Origin of the sequence: Parafrankia sp. EUN1f, from assembly GCF_000177675.1 — a bacterium.
In the GTDB taxonomy this organism is placed as follows: domain Bacteria; phylum Actinomycetota; class Actinomycetes; order Frankiales; family Frankiaceae; genus Parafrankia.
This window is the reverse complement of the sequence record NZ_ADGX01000018.1, coordinates 1-24,358: the sequence shown is the minus strand read 5'-3', so window position 1 is coordinate 24,358 and position 24,358 is coordinate 1. Positions and strand designations below refer to the sequence as shown.

The following is a 24,358-nucleotide window of genomic DNA, read 5'->3' as shown; positions in this document are numbered from 1 at the left end:
CCACGCAGCGCTGCTCCGCTCGGCAGCGGTCCGCTCGGCAGCGGTCCGCTCGGCAGCGGTCCGCACGGTAGTGGTCCGCACGGTAGTGGTCGGCTCGGCGACGATGCTGGTCGCCACCTGCGGGAGCCGGCCGGCCGGCGGTCCACCGGCCCTGCGCTGGTACGTCTACAACGAGTCGTCCGGGTCGTTCGCGGCAGCGGCGGCGGACTGCTCCGCGTCCTCGGGTGGCGCCTACCGGATCAGCATCGACGTCCTGCCGAACGACGCCGACGGCCAGCGCCAGCAGCTGGTGCGCAGGCTGGCCGCCGAGGACACCTCGATGGACATCCTCGCCCTCGACGTGACCTGGACGCCCGAGTTCGCCGAGGCCGGGTGGATCGAGGCGTTCGACGACGCGACCGCGCAGCGGATCACCACCGGCACGCTCCCGGTCGCGACCCGCACCGGCACCTGGGCGAACCACCTGTACGCGGCACCGTTGAACACCAACGTGCAACTGCTGTGGTATCGCAAGGACCTGGTGCCCACTCCCCCGCGGACCTGGGACGAGATGCTCGCGGCGGCCCGCGGTCTCGCAGCGCGCGGGAGGCCGCACCTCGTCGAGGTGCAGGGAGCCCAGTACGAGGGGCTGACGGTCCTGTTCAACACGCTGGTGGCCTCGGCGGGTGGTTCGATCCTCTCCGCGGACGGATCACGGGTGCGGCTGGGAGCGCCGGCGGAGCAGGCGGTGGCGGCGATCCGGGCCCTGGCGGACTCACCGGCGGCCGACCCGTCCTGGTCGAACCAGCGGGAGGACGACAACCGGCTGGTATTCGAGAGCGGGGCGGCGGCGTTCCAGCTCAACTACCCGTTCGTCTATCCGTCGGCGCGGCACAACGCGCCGGGCCTGGCGCCCGAGATCGGCTGGGCACAGTGGCCTGGCCTCGTCGCCGGGCAGCCGTCGCATCCCACCATCGGTGGTTACAACCTCGCGGTCAGTTCCTATTCGGCCCATCCCGACCTGGCCCGGCGGGCGATCGAATGCCTGCGCGGCCGGGCCAACCAGATCCGTACCGCGATCAGGGGTGGGCTGGCGCCCACGTTGGAGGCCCTCTACACCGACCGGGAGCTGATCGACGGCGGCTACCCGTTCGCCGCCGCGGTCGGTGAGGCGTTGCGCAACGCGAGCGTCCGGCCGCGGACCCCGGCGTACCAGACCGTGTCGTTGCAGATCTCCGACGCCCTGTCGCCGCCACGGTCGGCTTCGGTGGGGCGGCTCGACGGCCTGCGCACCGCGATCGCCGACGCGCTCGAGTCGAAGGGGCTGGTCCCCTGAGCGGGCTGTCGCCGCGGGCGCGGGCCGAGCGGCGGTTGGGCTGGCTGCTGTGCGCGCCGGCGGTGCTGGTGATCCTGCTGGTCACCGCGTATCCGATCGGCTACGCGGTCTATCTGTCGCTGCGCCGGTACGACCTGCGCTTCCCCGCCGACACGGCGTTCGTGGGGCTGGCGAACTACGGCACGGTGCTGTCGAGCGGGCTGTGGTGGCAGGCGCTGAAGATCACCATGATCATCACGGTGGTCTCGGTGGCGATCGAGTTCGTGCTGGGCCTGGCGCTCGCGCTGCTGATGCACCGGACGCTGGTCGGCCGCGGCCTGGTACGCACGGTGATCCTGATCCCCTACGGCATCGTGACCGTGGTCGCCGCCTTCGGCTGGCGTTTCGCCTGGACGCCGGGCACCGGCTACCTGGCCGGTCTGTTCGGGGACGCCGCGCCCCTGACCTCGCAGACCTGGGGCGTGGCCGTGATCATCCTCGCGGAGGTGTGGAAGACGACGCCGTTCATGGCATTGCTGCTGCTCGCGGGGCTGGCGCTGGTTCCCGAGGAGCTGCTGCGCGCGGCACAGGTGGACGGAGCCGGGGCGTGGGCGCGGCTGCGCCGGGTGACGCTACCGCTGATGAAGCCGGCGATCCTGGTGGCGCTGCTTTTCCGCACCCTGGACGGCTTCCGCATCTTCGACGACATCTATGTGCTGACGGCGGGCGCCCACGACACCCGCTCGGTGTCGATCCTCGGCTACGACAACCTGTTCACCGCGTTGAACCTCGGCGTCGGCTCCGCGCTGTCCGTTCTGATCTTCGGAGTCGTCGCCCTGATCGCCGTCGTCTTCGTCCGGGGATTCGGTACGGCGGCGCCGGGCCAGGAAACGGACCACCGTTGACCAGCGACCCGGCAGCCGGAAACCGGGCCCTGCTGGGCTGGGTGACGGCGAACACAGTCGTCGTCGTCCTGTCGCTGGTACCGCTGCTGTGGCTGGTGTCGCTGTCGTTCAAGACGCCGGAGTCCATCGGCGACGGCCGTCTCGTGCCCACCGACCCGACACTGGCGAACTACCGGGGAATCTTCACGCAGTCGCTGTTCACCCGGGCGCTGGTGAACTCACTCGGCATCGCGCTGATCTCGACCCTGCTCGCCGTCGGGATCGGCGGCCTGGCCGCGTACGCGATCGCCCGGCTGCGTTTCCCGGGGCGGCGGGCGCTGGTGGGGCTGGCGCTGCTGATCGCGATGTTCCCGCAGATCTCCCTGATCAGCCCGCTGTTCAACCTGTGGCGCCAGCTGGGGATCTTCGACACCTGGATCGGGCTGATCGTCCCGTACCTGACGTTCTCGCTGCCGCTGGCCATCTACACCCTCGCCACGTTCTTCCGGGAGATCCCGCCGGACCTGGAGAAGGCCGCCGCGATGGACGGGGCCACGCCGGCTCAGACCTTCGTCCGGGTGATCGCCCCGCTGGCGGCGCCCGGGACGGTGACCACCGCGATCCTGGTGTTCATCTTCTGCTGGAACGACTTCCTGTTCGCGATCTCGCTGACGTCCACGGAGTCGTCCCGCACGGCCCCGGCGGCGATCGCCTTCTTCACCGGGGCGTCGCAGTTCGCCCAGCCGATCGGGTCGATCGCGGCGGCGGCCGTGGTCATCACCATCCCGATCATCGTCTTCGTTCTGCTGTTCCAACGACGGATCGTCGCCGGGCTGACCTCCGGCGCGGTGAAGGGCTAGGGGTTGGCACCGGTCATGGCCGACATCGTTCTGGATCACGTGAGCAAGCGCTTCGCCGACGGCCGGGTCGTGGTCGACGACGTCACCCTGACGATCGCCGACGGCGAGTTCCTGATCCTGGTCGGCCCGTCAGGATGCGGGAAGTCGACCACCCTGAACATGATCGCCGGGCTGGAGGACATCACCGCCGGCGAGCTGCGCATCGGCGGGAAGGTCGTCAACCGGCTGCCGCCGAGGGATCGCGACATCGCGATGGTGTTCCAGTCGTACGCGCTGTACCCGCATATGACGGTGCGGCAGAACATGGGGTTCGCGCTGTCGTTGGCGAAGCTGCCGAAGATCGAGATCGCCCGCAAGGTGGAGGAGGCCGCGCGGATCCTCGGCCTGACCGAACACCTCGAACGCCGGCCGGCCGCACTGTCCGGCGGGCAGCGCCAACGGGTGGCGATGGGCCGCGCGATCGTCCGCTCGCCGCAGGCCTTCCTCATGGACGAACCACTCTCGAACCTGGACGCGAAGCTGCGCGTGCAGACCCGGACCCAGATCTCCCGGCTGCAGAACCGCCTCGGGACGACCACCGTGTACGTGACCCACGACCAGACCGAGGCGATGACGCTGGGCGACCGGGTGGCGGTCATGCGGGCGGGACGCATCCAGCAGATCGCACCCCCGGGCGAGCTCTACGCGGCGCCGGTGAACATCTTCGTCGCCGGGTTCATCGGCTCGCCGGCGATGAACTTCCTTCCGGTGACCCTCACCGCCGACGGCCGCGCGCTGCGCACTCCCCTGGGCGAGTGGCGGCTGGACGGGCCGCAGCCCGACGACGGACGTCAGCCCGACGTCGGGCGGCTGCTGGAGCGGCTGCGCCGGGCGGCACCGCCGTCGGGTGAGCGCCCACTCGTGTGCGGGATCCGTCCCGAGCACTTCGAGGACGCCGCCCTCGTCCCCGCCGACCGCAGTGGCGCGCGGTGCACGGTGCGCGCCGAGGTCGTGGAGTCCCTCGGCTCCGACAAGTACGTCCACTCCTCCTGGGCGGGCCCGGTGGCGCTGGGCACCGATCTGCACGCCGATCTGCCCATCGATCCGCCCCTGCCCGGCAGCGGCGGCACGCAGCTGGTGGCGCGGCTCGACGCGGCCAGCCGCGCGACCAAGGGCGAGCCGGTGCGGCTGTGGGTGGACACGACACGGCTCCACCTGTTCGACCCGGTCAGCGGTGCCAACCTCACCGCGCCCCGGGTCTGAGAGTCCGCGCAGGCCCGACGTCCACGCAGGCCCGGCGTCCACGCAGGCCAAACGTGCGCACGGGCCCGACGCGCGCTCAGACCGACATCGAGTAGGCGACCACTCCGCGGCGGATCGCGTCCATCGCGTCCCGGGCGGCCTTGCCCACCCCGGCCCCGCTCTCGCCCGCCATGAACCTGGGTGCCAGCTGCGCGATCTGGTCGAGAAGGTCGAGGAGTTGGCGCATCCAGCGGACGAAATCACCGGCGGTGAGCTCGGTGCCGGCCTCCGAGAGCACCCGTTCCAGCCCGCGGCCCGATGCCCACCCGAAGGCTGCCGCGACGAAACCCAGATCCGGTGGGCGGAGGAAGCCCAGCCGGTGCTCATCCTCGACCGTGCTCAGACGGGTGTAGATGTTCGCCATGTCCGCGAGGGCTTCCTGCAGGGCCGCACCGCCGGGCAACGCGGGAGCCGCGACGTCGTCGCCACGCGGTTCGAACACCAGCGTCGAGACGGCCGCGGCCAGCGCGGGCGGGGTCAGCCCTTCCCACGCCCCGGTGCGCAGGCATTCCGCGACCTGCAGGTCCTGCTCGGTGTAGATCCGTGCCAGCATGGCCCCGGCCTCGGTGACGGAGTCGCCGCCGGTGCTGAGGTAGCCGAGCTCGGCGAGGGTGTCCCGGACCCGGTCGAACGTTCGGGCCACCGTGTTCGTGCGCCCCTCGACCTTGCGTTCGAGGCCGGCGGTCTCCCGGCGCAGCCGGTCGATGCGCTCGGCGGAACGCAGGTGAGCCTCACGCTGCGGGCAGTCGTGCACGGGATGGGCCCGCATGGCGCGCCGCAGCCGGGCGAGCTCGGTGTCGTCCGCCGCCAGCGACCGCATCCGCTCCCGCCGGCCGGGCTCCTCGGGCAGCCGGGTGTTGCGCAGTGACGACGCCAGATCGCGGCGGGCCTGCGGTGAGCGGGGGTTGAACGACTTCGGGATCCGCACCCGCGCCAGCGGCTCCACCGGGACCGGGAAATCGATCATCGACAGCCGCCGGACCTGCCGGTCCACGGTGAGGACGACCGGCCGGGGCCCTTCCGGCGACCCGGTGTCGAGCCCGGCATCCAGCACCACGACGAGGCCGCCGCGCCGCCCCGACGGAACGCGCACCACGTCCCCACTGCGCAGTCTCGCCAACGCCTCGGCCACCTCGGACTGCCGGCGCGCCGTGCCCGCACGGGACAGGTTGTTCTCCCGCTCCCGGATCTGGCGACGCAGCTCGTCATACTCCGCGACGGCACCGCGGTCGCAGTCCAGCGCGGCGGTGAGCTCCTCGATCGCGGTCTGGTTGCGGCGTACGGCACGGGCGATCCCCACCACCGCCTTGTCCGCCTGGAACTGCGCGAACGACGACTCGAGCACCACCCGCGCGTGCTGCGCACCGAGCCGCCCGACCAGGTTGACGGCCATGTTGTACGACGGCCGGAACGACGACTTCAACGGGTAGGTACGGGTCGACGCGAGGCCGGCGAGGGCAAGTGGGTCCAGCCCGGGCTGCCACAGCACCACCGCATGGCCCTCGACGTCGATCCCGCGTCGCCCGGCACGCCCGGTGAGCTGGGTGTACTCCCCCGGGGTGATGTCCGCCCGGGTCTGGCCGTTGAACTTCGTCAGGCGTTCGAGCACGACGGTGCGAGCCGGCATGTTGATGCCCAGGGCGAGGGTCTCGGTGGCGAACACGGCCCGAACCAGCCCGCGGACGAACAGCTCCTCCACCACCTCCTTGAAGGTGGGGAGCATGCCGGCGTGGTGGGCGGCGATGCCGCGTTCCAGCCCGTCGAGCCACTGCCAGTAGCCGAGCACGTCGAGGTCGGCCTGCGGAATGCCCGCCGTCCGGGCCCGCACATGCGCGTTGATCTCCCGCCGCTCGTCGGATGTCGTCAGGCGCAGGCCCGCCTGGACGCAGGAGTTGACCGCGGCGTCGCAGCCGACCCGGCTGAAGATGAACACGATCGCGGGGAGCAGACCGGCCCGGTCGAGCCGGATCACGACGTCCGGGCGGCTCGGGGGCCCGAAACGACGCCGACCGCCACCATTACCGCCACCGCCACCGCCACCCGGCCGGCCCGGCCGCGCGGAGCGGGGCCCGCGGCCGCGCTCGTAGCCGGACTGTGACTCCTCGCGCGCGAGCCTGAGCAGGTCCGGGTTGACCACCCGGCCGCCCGCTGCCTGGCCACCCGAGTCACCCGACCGCGGGCCGCCCGGCGTTACACGCTCCGCGGCGGCGGCCCGGTTCGCGGCACGCCTCCCGACCACGGGGGTGTCGGGGCTGTCCGGGGTGGTGGTGGTGGTGGTGCGTGCGTCGGAGCCGGAGACCGGGCCGTCCGAGGCCGTGGCACGCGACCCGGAGGAGCGATCGACGAAGAGATCGTGCAGGGACCGATCGGCGAGCACATGCTGGTAGAGCGGCACCGGGCGATGCTCGCTGACGATCACCCTGGTGTGGCCCCGCACGGTGACCAGCCACTCGGCGAACTCCTCGGCGTTGCTGACCGTCGCCGACAGGGAGACCAGGCGCACGTGCTGAGGAAGGTGAATGATCACTTCCTCCCACACGGCGCCCCGCTGGCGGTCGGCGAGGTAGTGGACCTCGTCCATGACCACGTAGGCGAGCGCGTCGAGCCGGCCGCTGCCCGCGGCCTCGGAGTAGAGCATGTTGCGCAGGACCTCGGTGGTCATCACGACCACCGGGGCGTCGCCGTTGCGCGACGTGTCGCCGGTCAGCAGGCCGATCGAGTCGGCACCGTAGCGGGCGACCAGATCCGCGTACTTCTGGTTCGACAGCGCCTTGATCGGCGTGGTGTAGAAGCAGCGGGTGCCGGTGGCGAGCGCGAGGTGCGCCGCGAACTCGCCGACGACCGTCTTGCCGGCGCCCGTCGGCGCGGCCACAAGCACACCTTCGCCCTGGGCGAGGGCGTTGACGGCCTCGGACTGGAACGGATCGAGCCCGAAGGGATACCGGGCCGCGAATTCCTCGACGGCGCCAGGCGCGGAGGACACGTTGCTCACCCTACGCCGCCTGGGCGTGGCGCAAAAAGCGGGTGTTCGGCGGAATCAGGTGACGTCGCCGTGGAGGTTGTCGGCGGGGGACGCACCGGCGGCACCGGCCACCACCGTGTCCACGTTCAACCCGCTTCCCGAGCCGGCCGCGGCCCCGGCACCGCGGCTGCCCGCGCCGCTCGCGCGGTCCGCCCTGGTGTCGTCGAAGTCGAGCGGTGAGACCTCGTCGTCAGCCAGGTCCGCGTACGGCGAGGTGTCGCCCCGGCGGATCTTGCGCCGGTCGTTGGCCCACCCGATGATCAGCGCCACCTCATAAAGGATGATCATCGGCAGACCCAGCGCCAGCATGGTGAAGGGGTCCTGGCTCGGCGTGACGACGGCGGCGAAGACGAACACCAGGAAGATCTCGGCCCGCCGCCAGGAGCGCAGCTTCGCGGTCGTGACGAGGCCCGCGAGGTTCAGCATCGTGATGAGCAGCGGCACCTCGAACGACAGCCCGAAGACCAGCAGCATCGCGAAGACGTAGCTCAGGTACTTGCTTCCGTCCAGGACGCTGACAAGACCATCGCCGCCGAAACCGAGCAGCAGCTTCAGGCCGGTCTGGAGCGTGATGTAGGCGAAGAAGCCACCGGCGGCGAACAGGACGAGCGAGGCGAGGACGAAGGTCAGCGACCAGCGCCGCTCATTGCGGTGCAGACCGGGGGTGATGAACGACCAGAGCTGGTAGAGCCAGATCGGGGCCGAGAACACCGCGCCCGAGAGCATCGCGATCTTCAGCCGGATGGTGAAGGCATCCAGGATGCCGAAGAAGTACAGGTTGCAGGATCCGTCGCCACCGCCGAAGTCACCGCGCTTGTCCGCTGGCAGGGAGCAGTACGGGTCGATCAGCCACTGGAAGATGTGCGGCTCCCGGATGAAGCAGATGATCGACGCGATGCCGAAGGCGAGAAGCGCCTTGGCCAGGCGGTTCCGTAGCTCGCGCAGGTGCTCGGTGAGGGGCATCCTGCTGTCCTCGACCGTGCGGGTGCGCCGCTGGTTCACCGACGAGGCGAGGGTGCGCGGCGTTGGCAACCGTGGCACGGGCTGAGGCTCCTGCTCGATGAGGGCGATGGTTCGGACGGACGGGCTCACCACGGATGACCGGGGCGACGCTGTCGCTCAGCTCGCCGCTACCGCTCCGTGGGGTTCAAACGGAGGTTCCGCCGATGTGCGCACGCCGGGCCAGCCAGCGCGCGGACCAGTCGGCAAGCTGGTCCGGGCCTGACGGCCCGGACCGCACCGGCATCGTTCAGCGGCGCTCGGCGTCGACCGGCGATGCGCCGTTGACCGAGGTGGCCGGAGTCACCACGGGACGGCTCTCGATCGGGAGCGGAGCGACGGGCTGCGCCGCGGGCGCCGGGGCCGGCTGGGACGAGACGTCGTCCTCGCGGAGGCCCTTCGTCTCAGCCTTGAAGATGCGCAGCGACCGGCCGAAGGAACGGGCCGCGTCGGGAAGCTTCTTGGAGCCGAACAGCACCATGACTACCAGCGCGATGATGATGATCTCGGTCGTGCCAAGGTTGGGCATGGCAGGCGTCCTCCAAAAATGCAAATGCCGGCGCGGTCGGGAGACCGGTGCGGTCGATGCTACGTCGGTCAGCCTAGGAAGGGATAGACAGTAACCGGGTATCCCGCAGGTGACGTCTTCGCAACGCGAAGATGATGAGCTGCCTCACCGGCACTTTCCGCTACAAACCGGGCCGCCGGCGCAGGGCATCCAGGACACTCCGACCACGCCTTATCGACGGAACCGACCGGCGTTTGGTATCAGACCGCCACGACACCATGACCCTGCGAGGTCATTCAGTGACCCCGCACGGCCACATCGGCACCCGGCGTCGCCATACGGAAACCTGGCGCGACCGTCGCCGAAGTCGACTGCCTCACCTCGCGTTGGCCGCCAGCCGGGCGGCGACATCCACGGATTCCAGGCGCTCGGCCAGTTCCGACACCTTGTTTCCGAGGTCGGCGGCGCGGTCCTTCAGCTCGAAGGCCGCGGATTTCGTCGCCTTGATCTGCCTCCACAGCCGCAGGGCGCACAGCGCCAGCACGCCGAGCGAGCCGAAGATCATCACGAGATGCACGAGGAGCAGAGGCACACCCATCACCCTATGGTCCCGTCGCCGTACCCGGCGAGCGCGCGGCCCGCGACCTCGTGCACGCTCGCGGCGACCGACGCCGGCTCCACTTCGCGCACCAGCTCGCCCAAGCCGAGGACCAGCCGGCTCAGCCACGCCAGGTCGGCCACCCGCAGCACCACGCTGACCCCCCCGTCAGGCAGGTCACACGCCTGGGACACCGGGTAGTAGTCGACCACCCAGCGCGCCCGCGGATCGAGATCGAGCCGGACCGGGATGTCGTCCGGCCCCGGCTGGTACACCCCCTCGGCGGTGTCCCGGGGGGTCGCGTCCGGCGGCGGCTGCGCGGCGACGTCCAGAACGTCGACGCCCGCGCGGCCATCGATCCGGTCGAGCCGGAACAGACGCACCGCCGAAGCCCGACGGCACCAGCCCTCCAGGTACCAGTAGCCACCGCGCACGAGGACCCGCATCGGGTCGACCTCCCGCTCGGTCATCTCGTCCCGGGCCCAGACCAGGTAGCGCAGGCGCACCCGACGGCGCAGGCGGATCGCTTCCTGCAACACCGCGAGCACCTCGTCGTGCGGGTCGAGCGCCACCCGCACATGGCGGGCCGACTCGTGACCGACGGCCTCCTCCACCTTGCGCACCGCCCGGTCGAGGGCCTCGCGGCCGGTCAGCCCCGGCACGTCGGTCAGCGCCCGGGCAGCGACGAGAAGCGCCATGGCCTCGTCGGCCGACAGCCGCAGCGGCCGGTCGAGGGTCTGCGGGTCGACCACGGTCACCCGGTCCCCGGAGTAGCTCACATCGATGAGGTCACCCGGAGCACCACCGGGCAGCCCGCAGACGAACAGCAGATCGAGGTCGGCCCGGAGCTGGCGCTCCGTGATCCCGAACTCGCTCGCCGCGTCCTCCAGCGATACCCCCGGGTGGGCCCGCAGCCACGGAACCAGCGCGAGCAGGCGGCTGAACCGATCCACCGATCCGCTCACCTCGGCCCGGTTCCCACAGCCGCCGCACGGGCAACCGGCGGCGCTGCCGGCGTTGGCGGCGCTGTCGCCGCGACAGTGGCCCGCAGCCTGCGGACGACCTCGCCGCGCAGGTCCGCCGGCTCGAGGACGACCACGTCGGGACCGTAGCCGACCGCCCAGCGGGCGAAGCGCTCCAGATCGGAGAACTCGACCTCCAGAAGATCACCGCCCGGGAGGCGGCCCACCCGCTCCGCTGCCGCCGCCCGAGCAGGCCCCGCGGGCCGCCCATGGCGGCGCAGCGCGTGCCCACAGCCACGCCGGACCCACAGCAGGGCCGTGCGGGTGGGCTCGGTGGGCTCCGTCGCGGACACCATCGCCCGCAGATCCACCTCGGGTGGCACGGTGAACGCCTCGGCCGGGCCGACCGACCGCACCGGGCCGGTCACCCGCGACAGCCGGAACACCCGCGACGCCTGCCGGTTCAGGTCGTGCCCGACCAGATACCAGCGGCCACGCCAGGACAACACGCCCCAGGGCTGCAGGTGCCTCTCGGTGTCCTCAGTCTGGCCAGGGCGGCGGTAGGGGAAGCGCACCTCTCGCCTGGCCTGGACGGCGGCGAGCACGGCCTCGAACGCCGGCTCCGTCGCGTCGACCCTTGGTTCGAACCCCGCGAACCCGTCGGTGGACCCGAGGCCGCCCAAGCCATCCGCCGCGTCGAACCCGGCCGCGGGCCCGGAGGCGACAGCCAGCGGGTCCGGCCCACGCAGCGCCGCGGGACGGACCGGCGCCCCGGCGGCGGCGAGCTTGCGCAGCGCGCTCGCCGCCGGCGCGGCCAGTGCCTCGCTGGACCACAGGGATGCCGCAAGTGCCAGCGCGGCGAACTCGTCGGGATCCAGTGGGATCTCGCCGAGCGCGTAGTCGCCGCGCGGGATGCGGTAGCCGAGCTCGTCGCTGAAGGCCGAGTCGGAACCGGTCTCGACCGGGATGCCGATCTCACGCAGCGACTGCTTGTCTCGCTCGAACATCCGGCGGAACGCCTCCCGGGCCTCCTCCGACTCCCCCGGCTCGTAGCCGTCCACCATCTCCCCGATCTGGGACACGGTGAGGAAACGCGATGTCGCCATGAGGCACATCGTCAGATTGAGCAGGCGCTCCAGCCGTCGGCGGGACACATCTGATCAGGCTAGCCGTACTCGGCGTGATCTCGGCAACCGGCCTGCCGCGATGACCACGCCGATCGTCAGCTACGCCTGCTACTCACAGTTGCCCGGAGGTCGAGCCCGCCGCACCCCCGGAGCCGCTGCCGGTGGCGTCGCCGCTGCCCACGGCGAGCAGGTCGACGATGAAGACCAGCGTGTCATCGGCCTCGATCCCCGCTGCCGGCTGGCCGCCCATCGGACCGTAGCCCAGGTCGGGCGGGATCACGATCAGGCGACGACCGCCCTCCTTCATCCCGGCGATGCCCTGGCCGAAACCGGTCACCGTGTTCTGCAGCGGGAACGTTTCGGGGGTGCTCCGGTCCCAGCTCGCGTCGAACTGCTTGCCGGTCTTCCAGATCGTGCCGGCGTAGTGGATCGTGACGGTGCTCGAGTCGGTCGCCACCTTGCCGTCGCCGGTCACCAGGTCCTTGGTGACCAGCTCGGACGGTGCCTCGCCCGCACCGGCCGCCGCGACGGGCTTGCGCCTGAGGTCGGTGGCGTTCTCCACCGCGGGCGCGCCCCCGACCGCAGTCGCCGCCGCGGACGGCGCCGCAACCGGAGCGGCCTTGGTTCCGTCGGGGGCGTCCGACGAGCTGCAGGCGGCCATCGGCACCAGCAGCACGGCGGGGAGAACGAGGCCGATCAGCCGGCGACGATGACGGGCTGCGACGTCACGGGAGAAAACGGTCACGGAAACTGAGATCCTCTGCTTGCGCGGGACGCCGGCACGGCAGGCAACACCGCCGCCGCGTTCGGCGCCACACTCCGGACGAGCTGGCTGCACATGTGCAGACGACTGTAGAGGACCACACACCGACCACCCGCGACCTGGCTGCGGCGAACGCCCCGGCCGCGCCGAAGGCCTTGGGCTGCTCGCGCCTACATGCTCGCGATCAGCTTGTCCACCCGGTCGTCGACCGAGCGGAACGGGTCCTTGCACAGCACCGTGCGCTGCGCCTGGTCGTTGAGCTTCAGATGGACCCAGTCCACCGTGAAGTCGCGCCGCTTCTCCTGCGCCCGCTTGATGAACTCCCCACGCAAGCGGGCCCGGGTGGTCTGCGGCGGAACCGACTTGGCCTCGAAGATGTCGAGGTCGCGGCACACCCGCTCGACCAGGCCGGCCCGCTCCATCCGGTAGTAGAGCCCGCGGTCGCGGTGGATGTCGTGGTACTTCAGGTCCAGTTCGGCGACACGCGGCGACGACAACGGCAGGCCGTGCCGATGCCGGAACCGGTCGATCAGCACGTATTTCGTCACCCAGTCGATCTCCCGGGCGACAAGCTCCAGATCCTCGGTCTCGATGGCCAGCAGGGTACGGCCCCACAGGTCGAGGACCCGCTTCGCGACGGCATCCCCGCCGCGCCGCTCGACGAACTCCACCGCCTTCGCGTAGTACTCACGCTGGATGTCCAGCGCGCTCACCTCGCGGCCGTTGGCGAGCTTGATCCGACGCTGACAGGTCATGTCGTGCGAGACCTCGCGGATGGCCCGGATCGGGTTCTCCAGCGACATGTCCCGCAGCACCACACCAGCCTCGATCATGCGCAGCACGAGGTCGGTCGAGCCGAGCTTGAGCAGCATCGTCGTCTCGCTCATGTTCGAGTCACCGACGATGACGTGCAGGCGACGGAAGCGCTCCGCATCGGCGTGCGGCTCGTCGCGGGTGTTGATGATCGGCCGCGAGCGGGTCGTCGCCGAGGACACCGACTCCCAGATGTGCTCGGCGCGCTGCGAGATGCAGTAGACCGCACCGCGCGGAGTCTGCAGCACCTTGCCCGCACCGCACAGGATCTGGCGGCTGACCAGGAACGGCACCAGGACGTCGGCCAGCCGGCTGAACTCCCCGTGCCGGCCGACGAGGTAGTTCTCGTGGCAGCCGTAGCTGTTCCCGGCCGAGTCCGTGTTGTTCTTGAACAGATGGATGTCGCCCGCGATGCCCTCCTCCCGCAGCCTGCGCTCGGCTTCGACGAGGAGGCCCTCCAGGATGCGTTCACCGGCCTTGTCGTGCGTGACGAGATCCGGCACGGAATCGCACTCGGGAGTGGCGTACTCCGGGTGGCTACCGACGTCCAGATAGAGCCGGGCGCCGTTCTTCAGGAACACGTTGCTGCTGCGCCCCCAGGACACGACACGCCGAAACAGGTACCGCGCCACCTCGTCCGGAGACAGCCTCCGCTGCCCTCGGAACACGCAGGTGACGCCGTACTCGTTTTCCAGGCCGAAGATGCGGCGATCCACGAGACCGACCCTATGCTCGGAAGCCCTCCTCGCGCGGCGAGACGCCGTGGCTGATCTCGAGTCCACCCTCTCGGGGTCGTACGATCTGCCCCGTCACCGGCGTCGTGCCCACCTCCGCGGGGGCGGGCTCACCCGGCAACGGGGCTCCCGGCCGACGGGCGATCCCGGCGCCGGCCCGCTCCCGGCCGACGAGCACGAGCGCGATCCCGGCCACGGCCCAGATCGTCAGCACCGCGGCGGCCCCGGCTCCACCAGCCCCGTCGAAGTAGAGCGTCGACCGCGCCAGGGTCACCCCCGCTCCGGGCGGCAACAACTGGCCGAGCCCGCCCCACGGGGTCGGCAGCATCTCCGGCGCCGACGACGCCCCGGACAACGCCACCCCGACCACCGTCAGGGCGACGGCGGCGACGAGACCGCGCACAGCGGCAACCGCGCCCAGCCCCATCACGGGCGCGGTGACCGCCGCCGTGATCACGGCCAGCACGACCACGCTGCGCAGGAAGTTGTCGGGAAGCACATCAAGACCACCGCTCAACGCCAGCGTGCCAGCCACCCCACCGGCGACCACGAAGCACGACAGGCCCACGAGACGCTGCTGCCGGGACCGGCCCGAACGTGCCAGCAACACCCCCACCGCCGCCGCGATCAGCACCAGCGGCAGGTACCCGGCCGACACCCCGCCACCCTGGTGATCGGCGGCGGCGTTCGGGACGACATCCACGACCGGGATGCGCAGATCGGGAAACGTCATCGCCATACCGCGCACCAGCGCCTCGGCCACCGCCGGGCTGGCGGCGGAGGCAAGCCGCAGCGACAGGCCGTCCGCGGTGAAGACGAACGCCGCGTACGCCTTGCGGTCACGCAGTGCGCGGTCGGCGGCATCGGCGTCCGTGACGACGGTCACCCGCATGGCACCGGGCGACATGTGCTCGACCTCGTCCATGAACGCCTTCGTCGACTGCGCCGGGCCCGCCACGAGCACCGGCAGGCCACGAGGGCGCACGGAGGTGACGGTCGAGCCGTAGAGGCAGACGATCAGGCCGAGCAGGACAGCCATCCCCACGGGCAGCGCCGCCGCGCGACGCACCATGGTCAGGCGGCGGCGTTCCACCGTCAGCACCATCACCCCTCCACTACCAAGCCACCGTCGGCGGCCACTCCCCTACAGAGGGCGACCAGGGGCAGCGTCCCGCAGGTCAGGGCGTCCGGGTGGGGTGGCATCAGGGGTGGCGTGTCCGGGCGGGACCACACCGGAGGCCACATCGCCCGCGTCACCGACACCGCGGCGGAAACGGTGCGCGCCGCGGGTGTCCGCCACGACCTGGCCGCAACCGGGTGGGAGCGGAAGCGGGAACCGAAGCGGGAACATCGGCCCGGATGGTGCTGCCCTGCCCCACGCGGGGGAAGGATGGCCGACATGACAACCGAGGCCAACGAGAATCACACCCACGACCATCTGCGAACCGAGGTGGCGGCCCGGGACCGCACGCCCGCGACCGTGACCGCCCCCGCCGCCGACGACCCGCCGCGCGGCGGGATCGTGGTGATCCAGGACGCCCGCGGGATCACCCCCTACCTGCTGTCCGTCTGCGACGAGCTGGCCGATGCGGGCTATCTCGCGATCGCGCCCCACCTGTACCACCGGGACGGCATCGCCGAGGTCGACCCCACCGACGGCTGGGCCGGCGCGATACCGCAGATGGGCACGCTCACCGGTGACGGGATCCACGCGGATGTGGATGACTGCCTCGCGCACCTGAGCGACGCCGGCCTCGACCCGTCCCAGACGGCCGTCATCGGCTTCTGCATGGGCGGAACCGTGGCGCTGGCCACGGCGAGCCGCCGGCCACTCGCCGCCGCGGTGTCGTTCTACGGCGGATCGGTCAGTGCCTCCGCCTGGCCCGGAGTACCCCCGCTGCTCGACATCGCGCCGGCGCTGATGGGCCCCTGGCTCGGCCTGTACGGCGAGGAGGACGCCCTGATCCCGCTCGCCGACATCAACGAGCTTCGGGTCGCCGCGGCTCGATCGGGCCAGCCGACGGAGCTCGTCAGCTACCCGGGCGCCGGCCACGCCTTCCACAGCCACGACCGGCCGGCCGTCCACCGCCCCGAGGCGGCCGCCGACGCCTGGCGGCGGACGGTCAAATTCCTGGAGCAGCGGGTGCGCCCGGCCTGAGCGGACCACGTGCCGGCGTGCAGGCGGGTGCTCCCCGCGGGCGGCGCGGAAAACCGGTGGGCACCACCACGCCGGCACGGTAACGTCCCATCCCGCGAGCGAGAACGACCAGAACCGCGGCGCCTGATCACGCCGGGCTGGACGGCCGCTGGCGGCAGATGACCGAGCAGGAGAACACGGGAGAGGTGGCCATGACCACGCGGACTGCGACCGCCTCAGACGAGCCGTTCCGTCTCATCCGCAGGGCCTCTGTCTGAACCTCGCCACGACCAGCCAGTCGGCCCCGGCCGGGTGGCTTTGAGTACTCATGGCAGGGTCAGGGAGGCCTCATCCCGAAGGTCTCCACCATGTCTTCTCAGAATCCGTCATCTTCTCTGAATTCATCGTCTTCTCGGTATCCCGCTCGTCCGCTGGTTCCCGGCCAGCAGATCGCCTTCTCCGCCGACCTCCCGTCGGGCCCGGCAACCGTCACTCCCAGCGCGCCGCGACCTCTCCTGAGCCGCTACGGCTGGACCGAGAAGGACGAAACCGCGTTCGCGGCCCGTCGCCAGGCGGGTCAGACACCGGCCCGGGTCGTCCGGCGCGACCGGAGCAGATGCAGCCTGATCAGTGAGCACGGGCCGTGCGAGGCCGAGATCGGCCGGGACGTCGCGGTCGATCCGCTCCTGTCTGCGTGCACCGGCGACTGGGTGACCCTGGGCACCCCCAGCCCGCGACGACCGGCGACGCATGACCCGGCCAGTGCCGCAGTGATCCTCGAGGTACTCCCCCGGCACAGCGTGCTCGTCCGCGCCACCGCCGGCGGGCGCTCCACCGGCCAGGCTCTCGCCGCGAACATCGATCTGGTGCTGGTCGTCGCGGCGCTCACCGAGCCACCACGAATGGCCCGGCTGGAACGGCTGCTCGCACTGGCCTGGGAGAGTGGTGCCAGACCACTGATCGTCCTGACGAAGGCCGACCTGGCTGCCGCCGGAACGGCCGCCCACTCGGCATGGCTGCCTGCTGCGGCGGCCGCCGCACCCGGCGTCGACGTCCTCACCGTGAGCGCCGCGGACGGACTCGGCATGGACGAACTGCGCGGCGAGCTGGCCGGGCCCGGCCCAGCCGGTCGCTCCGCCGTGCTCGTCGGACCTTCTGGCGTGGGGAAGTCCACCCTCGTCAACGCCCTCGTCGGCACGGACCTGCTCGCCGTCGGGCCCGTACGGGCCAGCGACCGGAAGGGCCGGCACACCACCGTCCGCCGGGAGCTGATCGCTCTGCCCGCCGGCGGAGTGCTCATCGATACTCCCGGCATCCGCGGGGTCGGGCTCTGGGGGGCCGGTGATGGCGTCGACTCGACCTTCGCCGAGATCACCGAGCTTGCGTCCGGCTGCCGGTTCACCGACTGCGAGCACAGCTCCGAACCCGGATGCGCGGTGCTCGCCGCGGTCGAGGACGGCTCCCTGCCCAGTCGAAGGCTGGCGAGCTACCGGAAGCTCCACCGGGAAAGCACCTGGATGCAGGCCCGTCACGATGCCCGGCTCGCCGCCGAGGAACGGGCCCGGTGGAAGAGCACCCATAAGGAGATGCGTCGGCTGTACGCCGACCGTGAGCGTCAGGGCCGGCATCGGTGAGCCGGACCTGACAGTGCAGCAGTCGAGCCCCTACGGCGGTAGGGCCGACTGAGCCGCGGCGCCGTCCCGGGGTTGGCCCCGGGACGGCGCGGTGAGAGAACCGCCCGTGTCAGGACGAGGAGGGTGCGGACTCCGCCAGGAGGCTTTCGAGCTGGCTGCCGGCGATCCGCTTGAACTGCCGCCGGCTGCGGGTGCGGTCGAGCATCGCGACCTCGAGGTTGGCCGCCGTCAGGCTGCGCTCGCCGTTCTGTGCCGTTCCCGGAGGGGCACCGGCGGTCAGCGCGGACACGGCGACCCGCAGCGCGGTGGCCAGCGGCTGGCCCTCGGTGTGGTGCTCGCGCAGCGAGGTCATCACCTGCTCGGACTGCCCACCGATCGCGATGAAGCCACGCTCGTCCGCGATCGAGCCGTCGTAGGTCAGCCGGTAGATCTGGTCCGCCGCGACGGTGTCCCCCACCTCGGCGACGACGATCTCGACCTCGTAGGGCTTGATGCTCTCGGTGAAGATCGCGCCCAGCGTCTGCGCGTAGGCGTTCGCGAGTGCCCGGCTGGTGACGTCGCGGCGGTCGTACATGTAGCCCCGCGTGTCCATGATCCGGATACCCGCGGTGCGGAGGTTCTCGAACTCGTTGTACTTGCCGACCGCGGCGAAACCGATGCGGTCGTAGATCTCGCTGATCTTGTGCAGGGTCGAGGACGGGTTCTCCGCGACGAAGAGGATCCCGTCCACGTAGGTCAGGACGACCACGCTCCGGCCGCGGGCGATGCCCTTGCGCGCGTACTCGGACTTGTCCCGGACCTGCTGTTCGGGACTCGCGTAGCCGAACGGCATGGTCACGTCAGCCTCCTGGGTTCTGCGCGCGGGCGTCGATGAGCGCCTCGACCACCGGTCCGACCTCGTCATCGGTGAGGCGACGGTAGCCGTCCGCGGTCACCGAGGCGACGATCGGGTACAGCTTGCGGATGAGGTCGGGCCCACCGGTCGCCGAGTCGTCGTCGGCGGCGTCGTAGAGAGCCTCGACGCTGATGCGGACCGCGTCGTCGGCGCTGAGGTCCGGGCGGAAGCGCTTCTTGAGCGAGCCGCGGGCGAAGACCGAACCCGACCCGATCGACTCGTAGGTGCGCTCCTCGGACTTCGCCGCGGCGACGTCGTAGGAGAAGATCCGCCCCTGGCCGGTCTCGGTGTCGAAGCCGGCGAACAGCGGGATGACCGCGAGGCCCTGCATCGCCATGGGAAGGTTGCCCTTCACCATGAACGCGAGCCGGTTCGCCTTCGCGTCCAGGCTCAGCGTGGAGCCCTCGATCTTCTCGTAGTGCTCCAGCTCCACCTGGAACAGGCGGATCAGCTCGGCGCCCACGCCGGCGGTGCCGGCGTACCCCACGCAGGAGAACTCGTCCGCGTGGTGGACCTTCTCGACGTCCCGCTGGGCAATCATGTGCCCCTGTGTGGCACGGCGGTCGCCGGCCATGATCACACCACCGGGAAAGGTCACGGCCACGATGGTGGTGCCGTGAGCCGCGTCGGTCACCGGAGCGGGCAACGGACCGCGGGCGCCCGGAAGCAGTTCCGGAGCCGCAACGGACAGGAAATCGGTGAACGACGACGTTCCCGGCGTCATGAACACAGCCGGTAGACGCCCGAATCCCGATGGATCAGGCACGCATCCCCCTTCAGATAGTCGATCATTCCCCCCGGCAGCGTCGGATGGCCCCCTGGCCCAGCCCGCCGCCGGTGACGCACAACATGCCACGTGAGGTCGCGTGGTGGGCGGCCGCAGTGGCAGTGGCCCCGCTCCGTCCCACCAGGGCCACATCGAGACCGGGCACTCGGCCCGGCCCGATCCGACCCTCCATCGGGACCAACCGGACCGTGGGCCAACGCAGGGCGGAAGCAGCACAGGGCAGGAGCCGCACCGACCAAAGCAGCTCAGGTCAAAGCTCCGCAGCCCTCCGCGGGCCGGCCCGCCGGGCACGGCGAGTGCCCGACCTGACCGCCCGCGGGGACGACAGACCCTACTGGCCGCCCTTCTGGACGTATCCCTTCACGAACTCCTCGGCGTTCTCCTCAAGAACGTCGTCGATTTCGTCAAGCAGGGAGTCGACGTCCTCGGAGAGCTTCTCGTGCCTTTCCTTGAGGTCCGAGGCACCGGATTCCTCGACCTGGGCCTCGCCACTCTCGTCGGTGCGGCGGCTGGTGTGCTGCTGCCCGCCACCGCTGTCCCTCTGGGCCATGGGAGCCTCCTTCGATCGCCTGGGGCGACACTATCCCGCTCCACCGACAACTTCCGATGGACCGGTGCGTGCTCCACTCCATCACGAACCTGCGACGACGTCGCCTCGTCCGCCGAGGGCGCAAAAACTCCGACCACCCATGGCACCGTCCGCCATCCCCGGATGAACCGCCGCCTCGCGGTTGCAGGCCTCCGGAGACACGCCCACCAGAACGGTTGGGTGTCAGTTCCCCGACAGAGCGTCCACCAGGTCGGAAGCGGTACGGCAACGGTCGAGCAACGCACCCACATGGGCCTTGGTGCCGCGCAGTGGTTCCAGGGTTGGCACACGCTGCAGCGATTCCCGGCCGATGTCGAAGATGACCGAATCCCAGGACGCGGCCGCCACCTGCTGCGGGTACTTCGCCAGGCAGCGGCCGCGGAAGAACGCCCTGGTGTCCTCGGGAGGCTCCGTCATCGCGCTGGTGACCTCATCCTCGCCGAGCAGCAGGTTGAAGCGCCCACGCTCCACCAGGCGGTTGTAGAGGCCCTTCTCCGGCCGGACGTCGTGGTACTGCAGGTCGACGAGCTGCAGCCGGGGCGAGTCCCAGCCGAGCGTGTCGCGCGAGCGGTAGCCCTCCAGGATCGACAGCTTCGCCACCCAGTCCAGCTCCCGCGAGCAGGACATCGGGTCGACCTCCAGGCGAGCGAGCACCGACTCCCAGCGCGAGAGCACATCGGCCGTCTGGGCGTCGACGTCCGCCCCCTGCCGGTCCTCGACGAACTTGCGGGCCTGCTCGAAGTACTCCATCTGCAGCTGGACCGCGGTCATCCGCCGCCCGTCCCGCAGCGTCAGCAGGTGCCGCAGCGACGGGTCGTGGGAGATCGCGCGCAGGGTCGCGACCGGCGCGTCCACCGACAGGTCGACCTCCAGCCAGCCCGCCTCGATCATGGCGAGCACCAGCGAGGTCGTACCCACCTTGAGGTAGGTGGAGATCTCGCTCATGTTGGCGTCACCGATGATCACATGCAGGCGCCGGTACTTCTCGGGGTCGGCGTGCGGCTCGTCGCGCGTGTTGATGATGGGGCGCTTGAGCGTGGTCTCCAGGCCGACCTCGACCTCGAAGAAATCCGCGCGCTGGCTGATCTGGAAGCCCGCCTCGCGCCCGTCCGCGCCGATCCCCACCCGGCCCGCGCCACAGAAGACCTGCCGGGAGACGAAGAACGGAGTCAGGTGCCGCACGATCTCCCCGAAGGGGGTGGACCGGGCCATCAGGTAGTTCTCGTGGCACCCGTACGAGACACCCTTGTTGTCGGTGTTGTTCTTGTACAGGTGGACCGGCATCGTGCCGGGAACCGCGAGAGCACGGCGGGCCGCCTCCGCCATCACCCGCTCGCCGGCCTTGTCCCACAGGACGATGTCGCGTGGGTTCGTCACCTCGGGCGTCGAGAACTCCGGGTGGGCGTGGTCGACGTACAGCCGGGCGCCGTTGGTCAGGATGACGTTCGCCAGCCCCAGGTCATCCTCGTTCGCGGGTGCGCTCGGATCGACCGCGGGCTCCCTGGGCAGCTCGAAGCCGCGGGCGTCGCGCAGTGGCGACTCCTCCTCGAAGTCCCACCTGGCACGACTGCCCCCGGTCGCGGCTCTGTTGGCGTACGAGTTCACCACCAACGACGAGGCCAGCATCTGGTTTGTGTTGGGTTGACCGGGCACGGACACGCCGTATTCGGTCTCGATCCCCATGATCCGGCGCACGCTCACCCTGCAAGCGTAGGTGCTGAGGAGCCACCTGGGCGGCCGGACGGCGCCCTTGGTCGTTCCGACCCGTCCGCCCGGAACGTCCCCGGCGACGGAAGTGTGGTCTTCGCGGGGTCCGGAACCCACGGACAGCAGCATGAATTTCCATGATCGTTTTTGGACGCGGCCGCACGTCAACATCGTTGACTATCTTGAATTTCGCGCGGCACAGGCGCCGACGGCGCGAATCGTCAGCCGGCTCCGGGAGCATGTAGGCAGAGTCCCCCGAGCTTCGGGCCGCCGTTGCCGCCGCCGCCCTCGAGCAAGAAGTGAGGATCTTGGCTGCTGCAGCAACCGAAATCCGCACTTCTTGCGGACCGCCAAGCGACTCGGTGCCCTGTGCCCCATTGGCGCGAATTGCTGGCGCGCCGTGTGGCGGCACGGGATCTCCAGCGGGTCGCCGCGCAGGCGGGCTGAACCAAAGCGGCGGCGGCCGCCTCGCCTAGCGAGACGGCCGCCGCGCGTGCCCTACCGGTACGGGCCCGCCACCGGCCCGCACCCACCTGCTCATCCGACCTACAGGTACTGGCCGGTGTTCGCCACGGTGTCGATGGAGCGCCCGGCCTCGGTGCCCTTCGTCCCGGTGACGAGCGTGCGGATGTAGACGATCCGCTCGCCCTTCTTGCCGGAGATCCGGGCCCAGTCGTCCGGGTTCGTGGTGTTGGGCAGGTCCTCGTTCTCCTTGAACTCATCCAGGCACGCCGACAGCAGGTGCTGCATGCGCAGGCCCCGGACGTTGCTCTCGATGAGGTCCTTCACCGCCATCTTCTTCGCCCGAGCGACGATGTTCTCGATCATGGCACCCGAGTTGAAGTCCTTGAAGTACAGGACCTCCTTGTCACCGTTGGCGTAGGTGACCTCGAGGAACCGGTTCTCCTCGCTCTCGGCGTACATCCGCTCGACGACCCGCTGGATCATGCCCTGGCAGGTCGCCTCGCGATTGCCTCCGTGCTCGGCGAGATCGTCGGCGTGCAGCGGGAGCTCGGGCAGGACGTACTTGGCGAAGATGTCCTTGGCCGCCTCGGCGTCGGGGCGCTCCACCTTGATCTTCACGTCCAGCCGGCCCGGCCGCAGGATCGCCGGGTCGATCATGTCCTCCCGGTTGGACGCGCCGATCACGATCACGTTCTCCAGCTGCTCGACGCCGTCGATCTCGCTGAGCAGCTGCGGAACGATCGTGTTCTCCACGTCCGAGGAGACACCCGAGCCACGGGTCCGGAAGATCGAGTCCATCTCGTCGAAGAACACGATCACCGGCATCCCCTCGGACGCCTTCTCACGCGCCCGCTGGAACACCAGCCGGATCTGCCGCTCGGTCTCACCGACGTACTTGTTGAGCAGCTCCGGACCCTTGATGTTGAGGAAGAAGGCCCGGCCGGAGCCCTGGCCTGTCTGCGCCTCGACCTTCTTGGCCAGGGAGTTCGCCACCGCCTTGGCGATCAGCGTCTTGCCGCAGCCGGGTGGGCCGTAGAGCAGCACACCCTTCGGCGGCTTGAGCTGATGCTCCAGGAACAGGTCCTTGTAGAGGAACGGCAGCTCGACGGCGTCGCGGATCGACTCGATCTGACCCTTGAGCCCACCGATCTGCTCGTACCCGATGTCGGGCACCTCTTCCAGGACGAGCTCCTCGACCTCGGACTTCGGGATCCGCTCGAAGGCGAAGCCCGACCGGGGCTCGATGAGAAGCGAGTCGCCCGCTCGGATCGGCCCGTCCAGGAGGGGCTGGGCCAGCATGACGACCCGTTCCTCGTCGGTATGGCCGATCACCAGAGCCCGGTCACCGCTCTCGAGGACCTCCTTGAGCAGGACGATCTCGCCCTGCCGCTCGAACGCGCGGATCTCCACGACGTTGAGCGCCTCGTTGAGCATGACCTCCTGACCGGGCTGCAGGAGCTTGACGTCGACGTTCGGCGACACCGTCACGCGGAGCTTTCGGCCCTGCGTGAACACGTCGACCGTGCCGTCGTCGTATCCATGAACGAAGACGCCGTACCCGCTCGGCGGTTGCGCGAGCCGGTCGACCTCCTCCTTCAGTGAGATGATCTGGTCACGTGCCTCCCGCAGGGTCGCGACAAGCCTGTCGTTCTGCCCAGTGGCGGTCTGTAGCTCCGCCTGTATCTGGGCAAGCCGCTCCTCCAGGACACGTACCTGTCGAGGCGATTCAGACAGCCTTCGCCGCAGCATGGCCACTTCTTCCTCCAGGAAGGTGACCTGAGTCGTGAGTTCGTGTACTTCCTTCTCGGACACCGACCGTTGCGAATCGGCGTCACCAGGACGACCCGTGCTCCCACCGGAGCCAGAGCCCGAACGGGGACCGGACACCGCGCCTCCACCTCCCCCGTGCCGACCGGGACGCAACCAACACTACCGTTGTCACAGCCGCTGGCAGGCCTGTCGCACGAGTACGACGCGGCTTTGCCGTAAACAGCGGGTTACGGTGCCATGGTGACAGAAGATCGGAGCTCTGTGGCAACACCAGTGAACCCGGGCGATTCGCCCGACCTCTCGCCCGACCTCCGGGTCCGCATCGACCAGGACTCCTGCACCGGCGACGGTCTGTGCGTCCAGTATGCACCCTCCGTGTTCGAGTTCGACATCGACGGCCTCGCCTACGTGAAGAACGCCGACGGCGAGCTGCAGAGCGAGCCCGGCACCCACGTGGTCGTGCCGCTGCCGCTGCTCACGGAGGTCCGTGACGCCGCCGAGCAGTGCCCTGGCTTCTGCATCTACCTCG

General features: G+C 70.3%; 21 protein-coding genes. 7 read left to right on the top strand and 14 right to left on the bottom strand.

Features of this window, described 5'->3' with window-relative positions; translation table 11 throughout:
- Positions 1–103 precede the first annotated feature (103 nt).
- Genes FREUN1FDRAFT_RS07620 through FREUN1FDRAFT_RS07605 form a run of 4 tightly spaced genes read left to right on the top strand, consistent with a single transcriptional unit; the run spans position 104 to position 4,280 of the window.
- Positions 104–1,315, top strand: coding sequence for an ABC transporter substrate-binding protein (locus FREUN1FDRAFT_RS07620; protein ID WP_050795772.1), 1,212 nt, complete (start codon positions 104–106; stop codon positions 1,313–1,315).
- Positions 1,312–2,199 carry a carbohydrate ABC transporter permease gene (locus FREUN1FDRAFT_RS07615; RefSeq protein ID WP_050795771.1) on the top strand — a complete coding sequence of 296 codons (888 nt, stop codon included), beginning with the start codon at positions 1,312–1,314 and terminating at the stop codon, positions 2,197–2,199. The genes FREUN1FDRAFT_RS07620 and FREUN1FDRAFT_RS07615 overlap by 4 nt, the downstream gene beginning before the upstream one ends.
- Positions 2,196–3,038 carry a carbohydrate ABC transporter permease gene (locus tag FREUN1FDRAFT_RS07610; RefSeq protein ID WP_006539409.1) on the top strand — a complete coding sequence of 281 codons (843 nt, stop codon included), beginning with the start codon at positions 2,196–2,198 and terminating at the stop codon, positions 3,036–3,038. The genes FREUN1FDRAFT_RS07615 and FREUN1FDRAFT_RS07610 overlap by 4 nt, the downstream gene beginning before the upstream one ends.
- Before the next feature lie 15 nt (positions 3,039–3,053).
- Positions 3,054–4,280: an ABC transporter ATP-binding protein gene (locus tag FREUN1FDRAFT_RS07605; protein WP_006539408.1), complete on the top strand. Its 1,227-nt coding sequence runs from the start codon at positions 3,054–3,056 to the stop codon at positions 4,278–4,280.
- Between the two features lie 76 nt (positions 4,281–4,356).
- On the opposite strand, the gene FREUN1FDRAFT_RS07600 is transcribed toward FREUN1FDRAFT_RS07605, so the two are convergent.
- The 9 genes from FREUN1FDRAFT_RS07600 to FREUN1FDRAFT_RS07560 all read right to left on the bottom strand — a co-directional run bounded on the left by FREUN1FDRAFT_RS07600 (position 4,357) and on the right by FREUN1FDRAFT_RS07560 (position 14,950).
- Positions 4,357–7,302 carry an RNA helicase gene (locus FREUN1FDRAFT_RS07600; RefSeq protein ID WP_035950678.1) on the bottom strand — a complete coding sequence of 982 codons (2,946 nt, stop codon included), beginning with the start codon at positions 7,300–7,302 and terminating at the stop codon, positions 4,357–4,359.
- Positions 7,303–7,356: 54 nt separating this feature from the next.
- Positions 7,357–8,382, bottom strand: a complete 1,026-nt coding sequence (gene tatC, locus FREUN1FDRAFT_RS07595; protein WP_006539406.1) for a twin-arginine translocase subunit TatC — start codon at positions 8,380–8,382, stop codon at positions 7,357–7,359.
- Between the two features lie 208 nt (positions 8,383–8,590).
- Complete coding sequence (gene tatA / locus FREUN1FDRAFT_RS07590; RefSeq protein ID WP_006539405.1) at positions 8,591–8,869, bottom strand: Sec-independent protein translocase subunit TatA; 279 nt, start codon at positions 8,867–8,869, stop codon at positions 8,591–8,593.
- 355 nt (positions 8,870–9,224) lie between these two features.
- Complete coding sequence (locus FREUN1FDRAFT_RS07585) at positions 9,225–9,446, bottom strand: hypothetical protein (RefSeq protein ID WP_006539404.1); 222 nt, start codon at positions 9,444–9,446, stop codon at positions 9,225–9,227.
- Entirely contained in the window at positions 9,446–10,411 is a 966-nt protein-coding gene (locus FREUN1FDRAFT_RS07580; RefSeq protein WP_035950649.1) for a YafY family protein, read from the bottom strand. Before FREUN1FDRAFT_RS07580 ends, FREUN1FDRAFT_RS07585 begins: the two co-directional genes overlap by 1 nt.
- A complete protein-coding gene (locus tag FREUN1FDRAFT_RS07575; protein ID WP_006539402.1) occupies positions 10,408–11,562 on the bottom strand; it encodes a YafY family protein in 1,155 nt (384 codons plus the stop codon). Before FREUN1FDRAFT_RS07575 ends, FREUN1FDRAFT_RS07580 begins: the two co-directional genes overlap by 4 nt.
- 85 nt (positions 11,563–11,647) lie before the next feature.
- Entirely contained in the window at positions 11,648–12,280 is a 633-nt protein-coding gene (locus FREUN1FDRAFT_RS07570) for an FKBP-type peptidyl-prolyl cis-trans isomerase (protein WP_006539401.1), read from the bottom strand.
- Positions 12,281–12,468: 188 nt separating this feature from the next.
- The gene (gene pafA, locus FREUN1FDRAFT_RS07565) at positions 12,469–13,827 is read right to left on the bottom strand and encodes a Pup--protein ligase (protein ID WP_006539400.1); all 1,359 of its coding nucleotides are present in this window, start codon (positions 13,825–13,827) and stop codon (positions 12,469–12,471) included.
- 10 nt (positions 13,828–13,837) lie between these two features.
- Positions 13,838–14,950 (bottom strand): hypothetical protein, encoded by a 1,113-nt coding sequence (locus tag FREUN1FDRAFT_RS07560; protein ID WP_006539399.1) that lies wholly within the window; start codon positions 14,948–14,950, stop codon positions 13,838–13,840.
- Between the two features lie 294 nt (positions 14,951–15,244).
- On the opposite strand from FREUN1FDRAFT_RS07560, the gene FREUN1FDRAFT_RS07555 reads away from it, so the two are divergent.
- Positions 15,245–16,003 (top strand): dienelactone hydrolase family protein, encoded by a 759-nt coding sequence (locus FREUN1FDRAFT_RS07555; RefSeq protein WP_006539398.1) that lies wholly within the window; start codon positions 15,245–15,247, stop codon positions 16,001–16,003.
- A gap of 347 nt (positions 16,004–16,350) precedes the next feature.
- A complete protein-coding gene (gene rsgA, locus FREUN1FDRAFT_RS07550) occupies positions 16,351–17,616 on the top strand; it encodes a ribosome small subunit-dependent GTPase A (RefSeq protein WP_006539397.1) in 1,266 nt (421 codons plus the stop codon).
- 109 nt (positions 17,617–17,725) lie between these two features.
- Here the strand turns inward: rsgA and prcA are convergent, their stop codons facing one another.
- The 5 genes from prcA to arc all read right to left on the bottom strand — a co-directional run bounded on the left by prcA (position 17,726) and on the right by arc (position 23,946).
- Positions 17,726–18,454 carry a proteasome subunit alpha gene (gene prcA, locus FREUN1FDRAFT_RS07545; RefSeq protein WP_006539396.1) on the bottom strand — a complete coding sequence of 243 codons (729 nt, stop codon included), beginning with the start codon at positions 18,452–18,454 and terminating at the stop codon, positions 17,726–17,728.
- 1 nt (position 18,455) lies between these two features.
- On the bottom strand, positions 18,456–19,277 hold the full coding sequence (gene prcB / locus FREUN1FDRAFT_RS07540; protein ID WP_006539395.1) for a proteasome subunit beta: 822 nt from the start codon (positions 19,275–19,277) through the stop codon (positions 18,456–18,458).
- A gap of 352 nt (positions 19,278–19,629) precedes the next feature.
- Positions 19,630–19,848 (bottom strand): ubiquitin-like protein Pup, encoded by a 219-nt coding sequence (locus FREUN1FDRAFT_RS07535; protein WP_006539394.1) that lies wholly within the window; start codon positions 19,846–19,848, stop codon positions 19,630–19,632.
- Between the two features lie 222 nt (positions 19,849–20,070).
- On the bottom strand, positions 20,071–21,588 hold the full coding sequence (gene dop, locus FREUN1FDRAFT_RS07530; RefSeq protein WP_369809776.1) for a depupylase/deamidase Dop: 1,518 nt from the start codon (positions 21,586–21,588) through the stop codon (positions 20,071–20,073).
- 552 nt (positions 21,589–22,140) lie between these two features.
- The gene (gene arc, locus FREUN1FDRAFT_RS07525) at positions 22,141–23,946 is read right to left on the bottom strand and encodes a proteasome ATPase (RefSeq protein WP_006539392.1); all 1,806 of its coding nucleotides are present in this window, start codon (positions 23,944–23,946) and stop codon (positions 22,141–22,143) included.
- Positions 23,947–24,066: 120 nt separating this feature from the next.
- On the opposite strand from arc, the gene FREUN1FDRAFT_RS07520 reads away from it, so the two are divergent.
- Positions 24,067–24,358 (top strand): ferredoxin (locus FREUN1FDRAFT_RS07520; protein ID WP_083828602.1); only part of this gene is annotated, 292 nt, incomplete at its 3' end.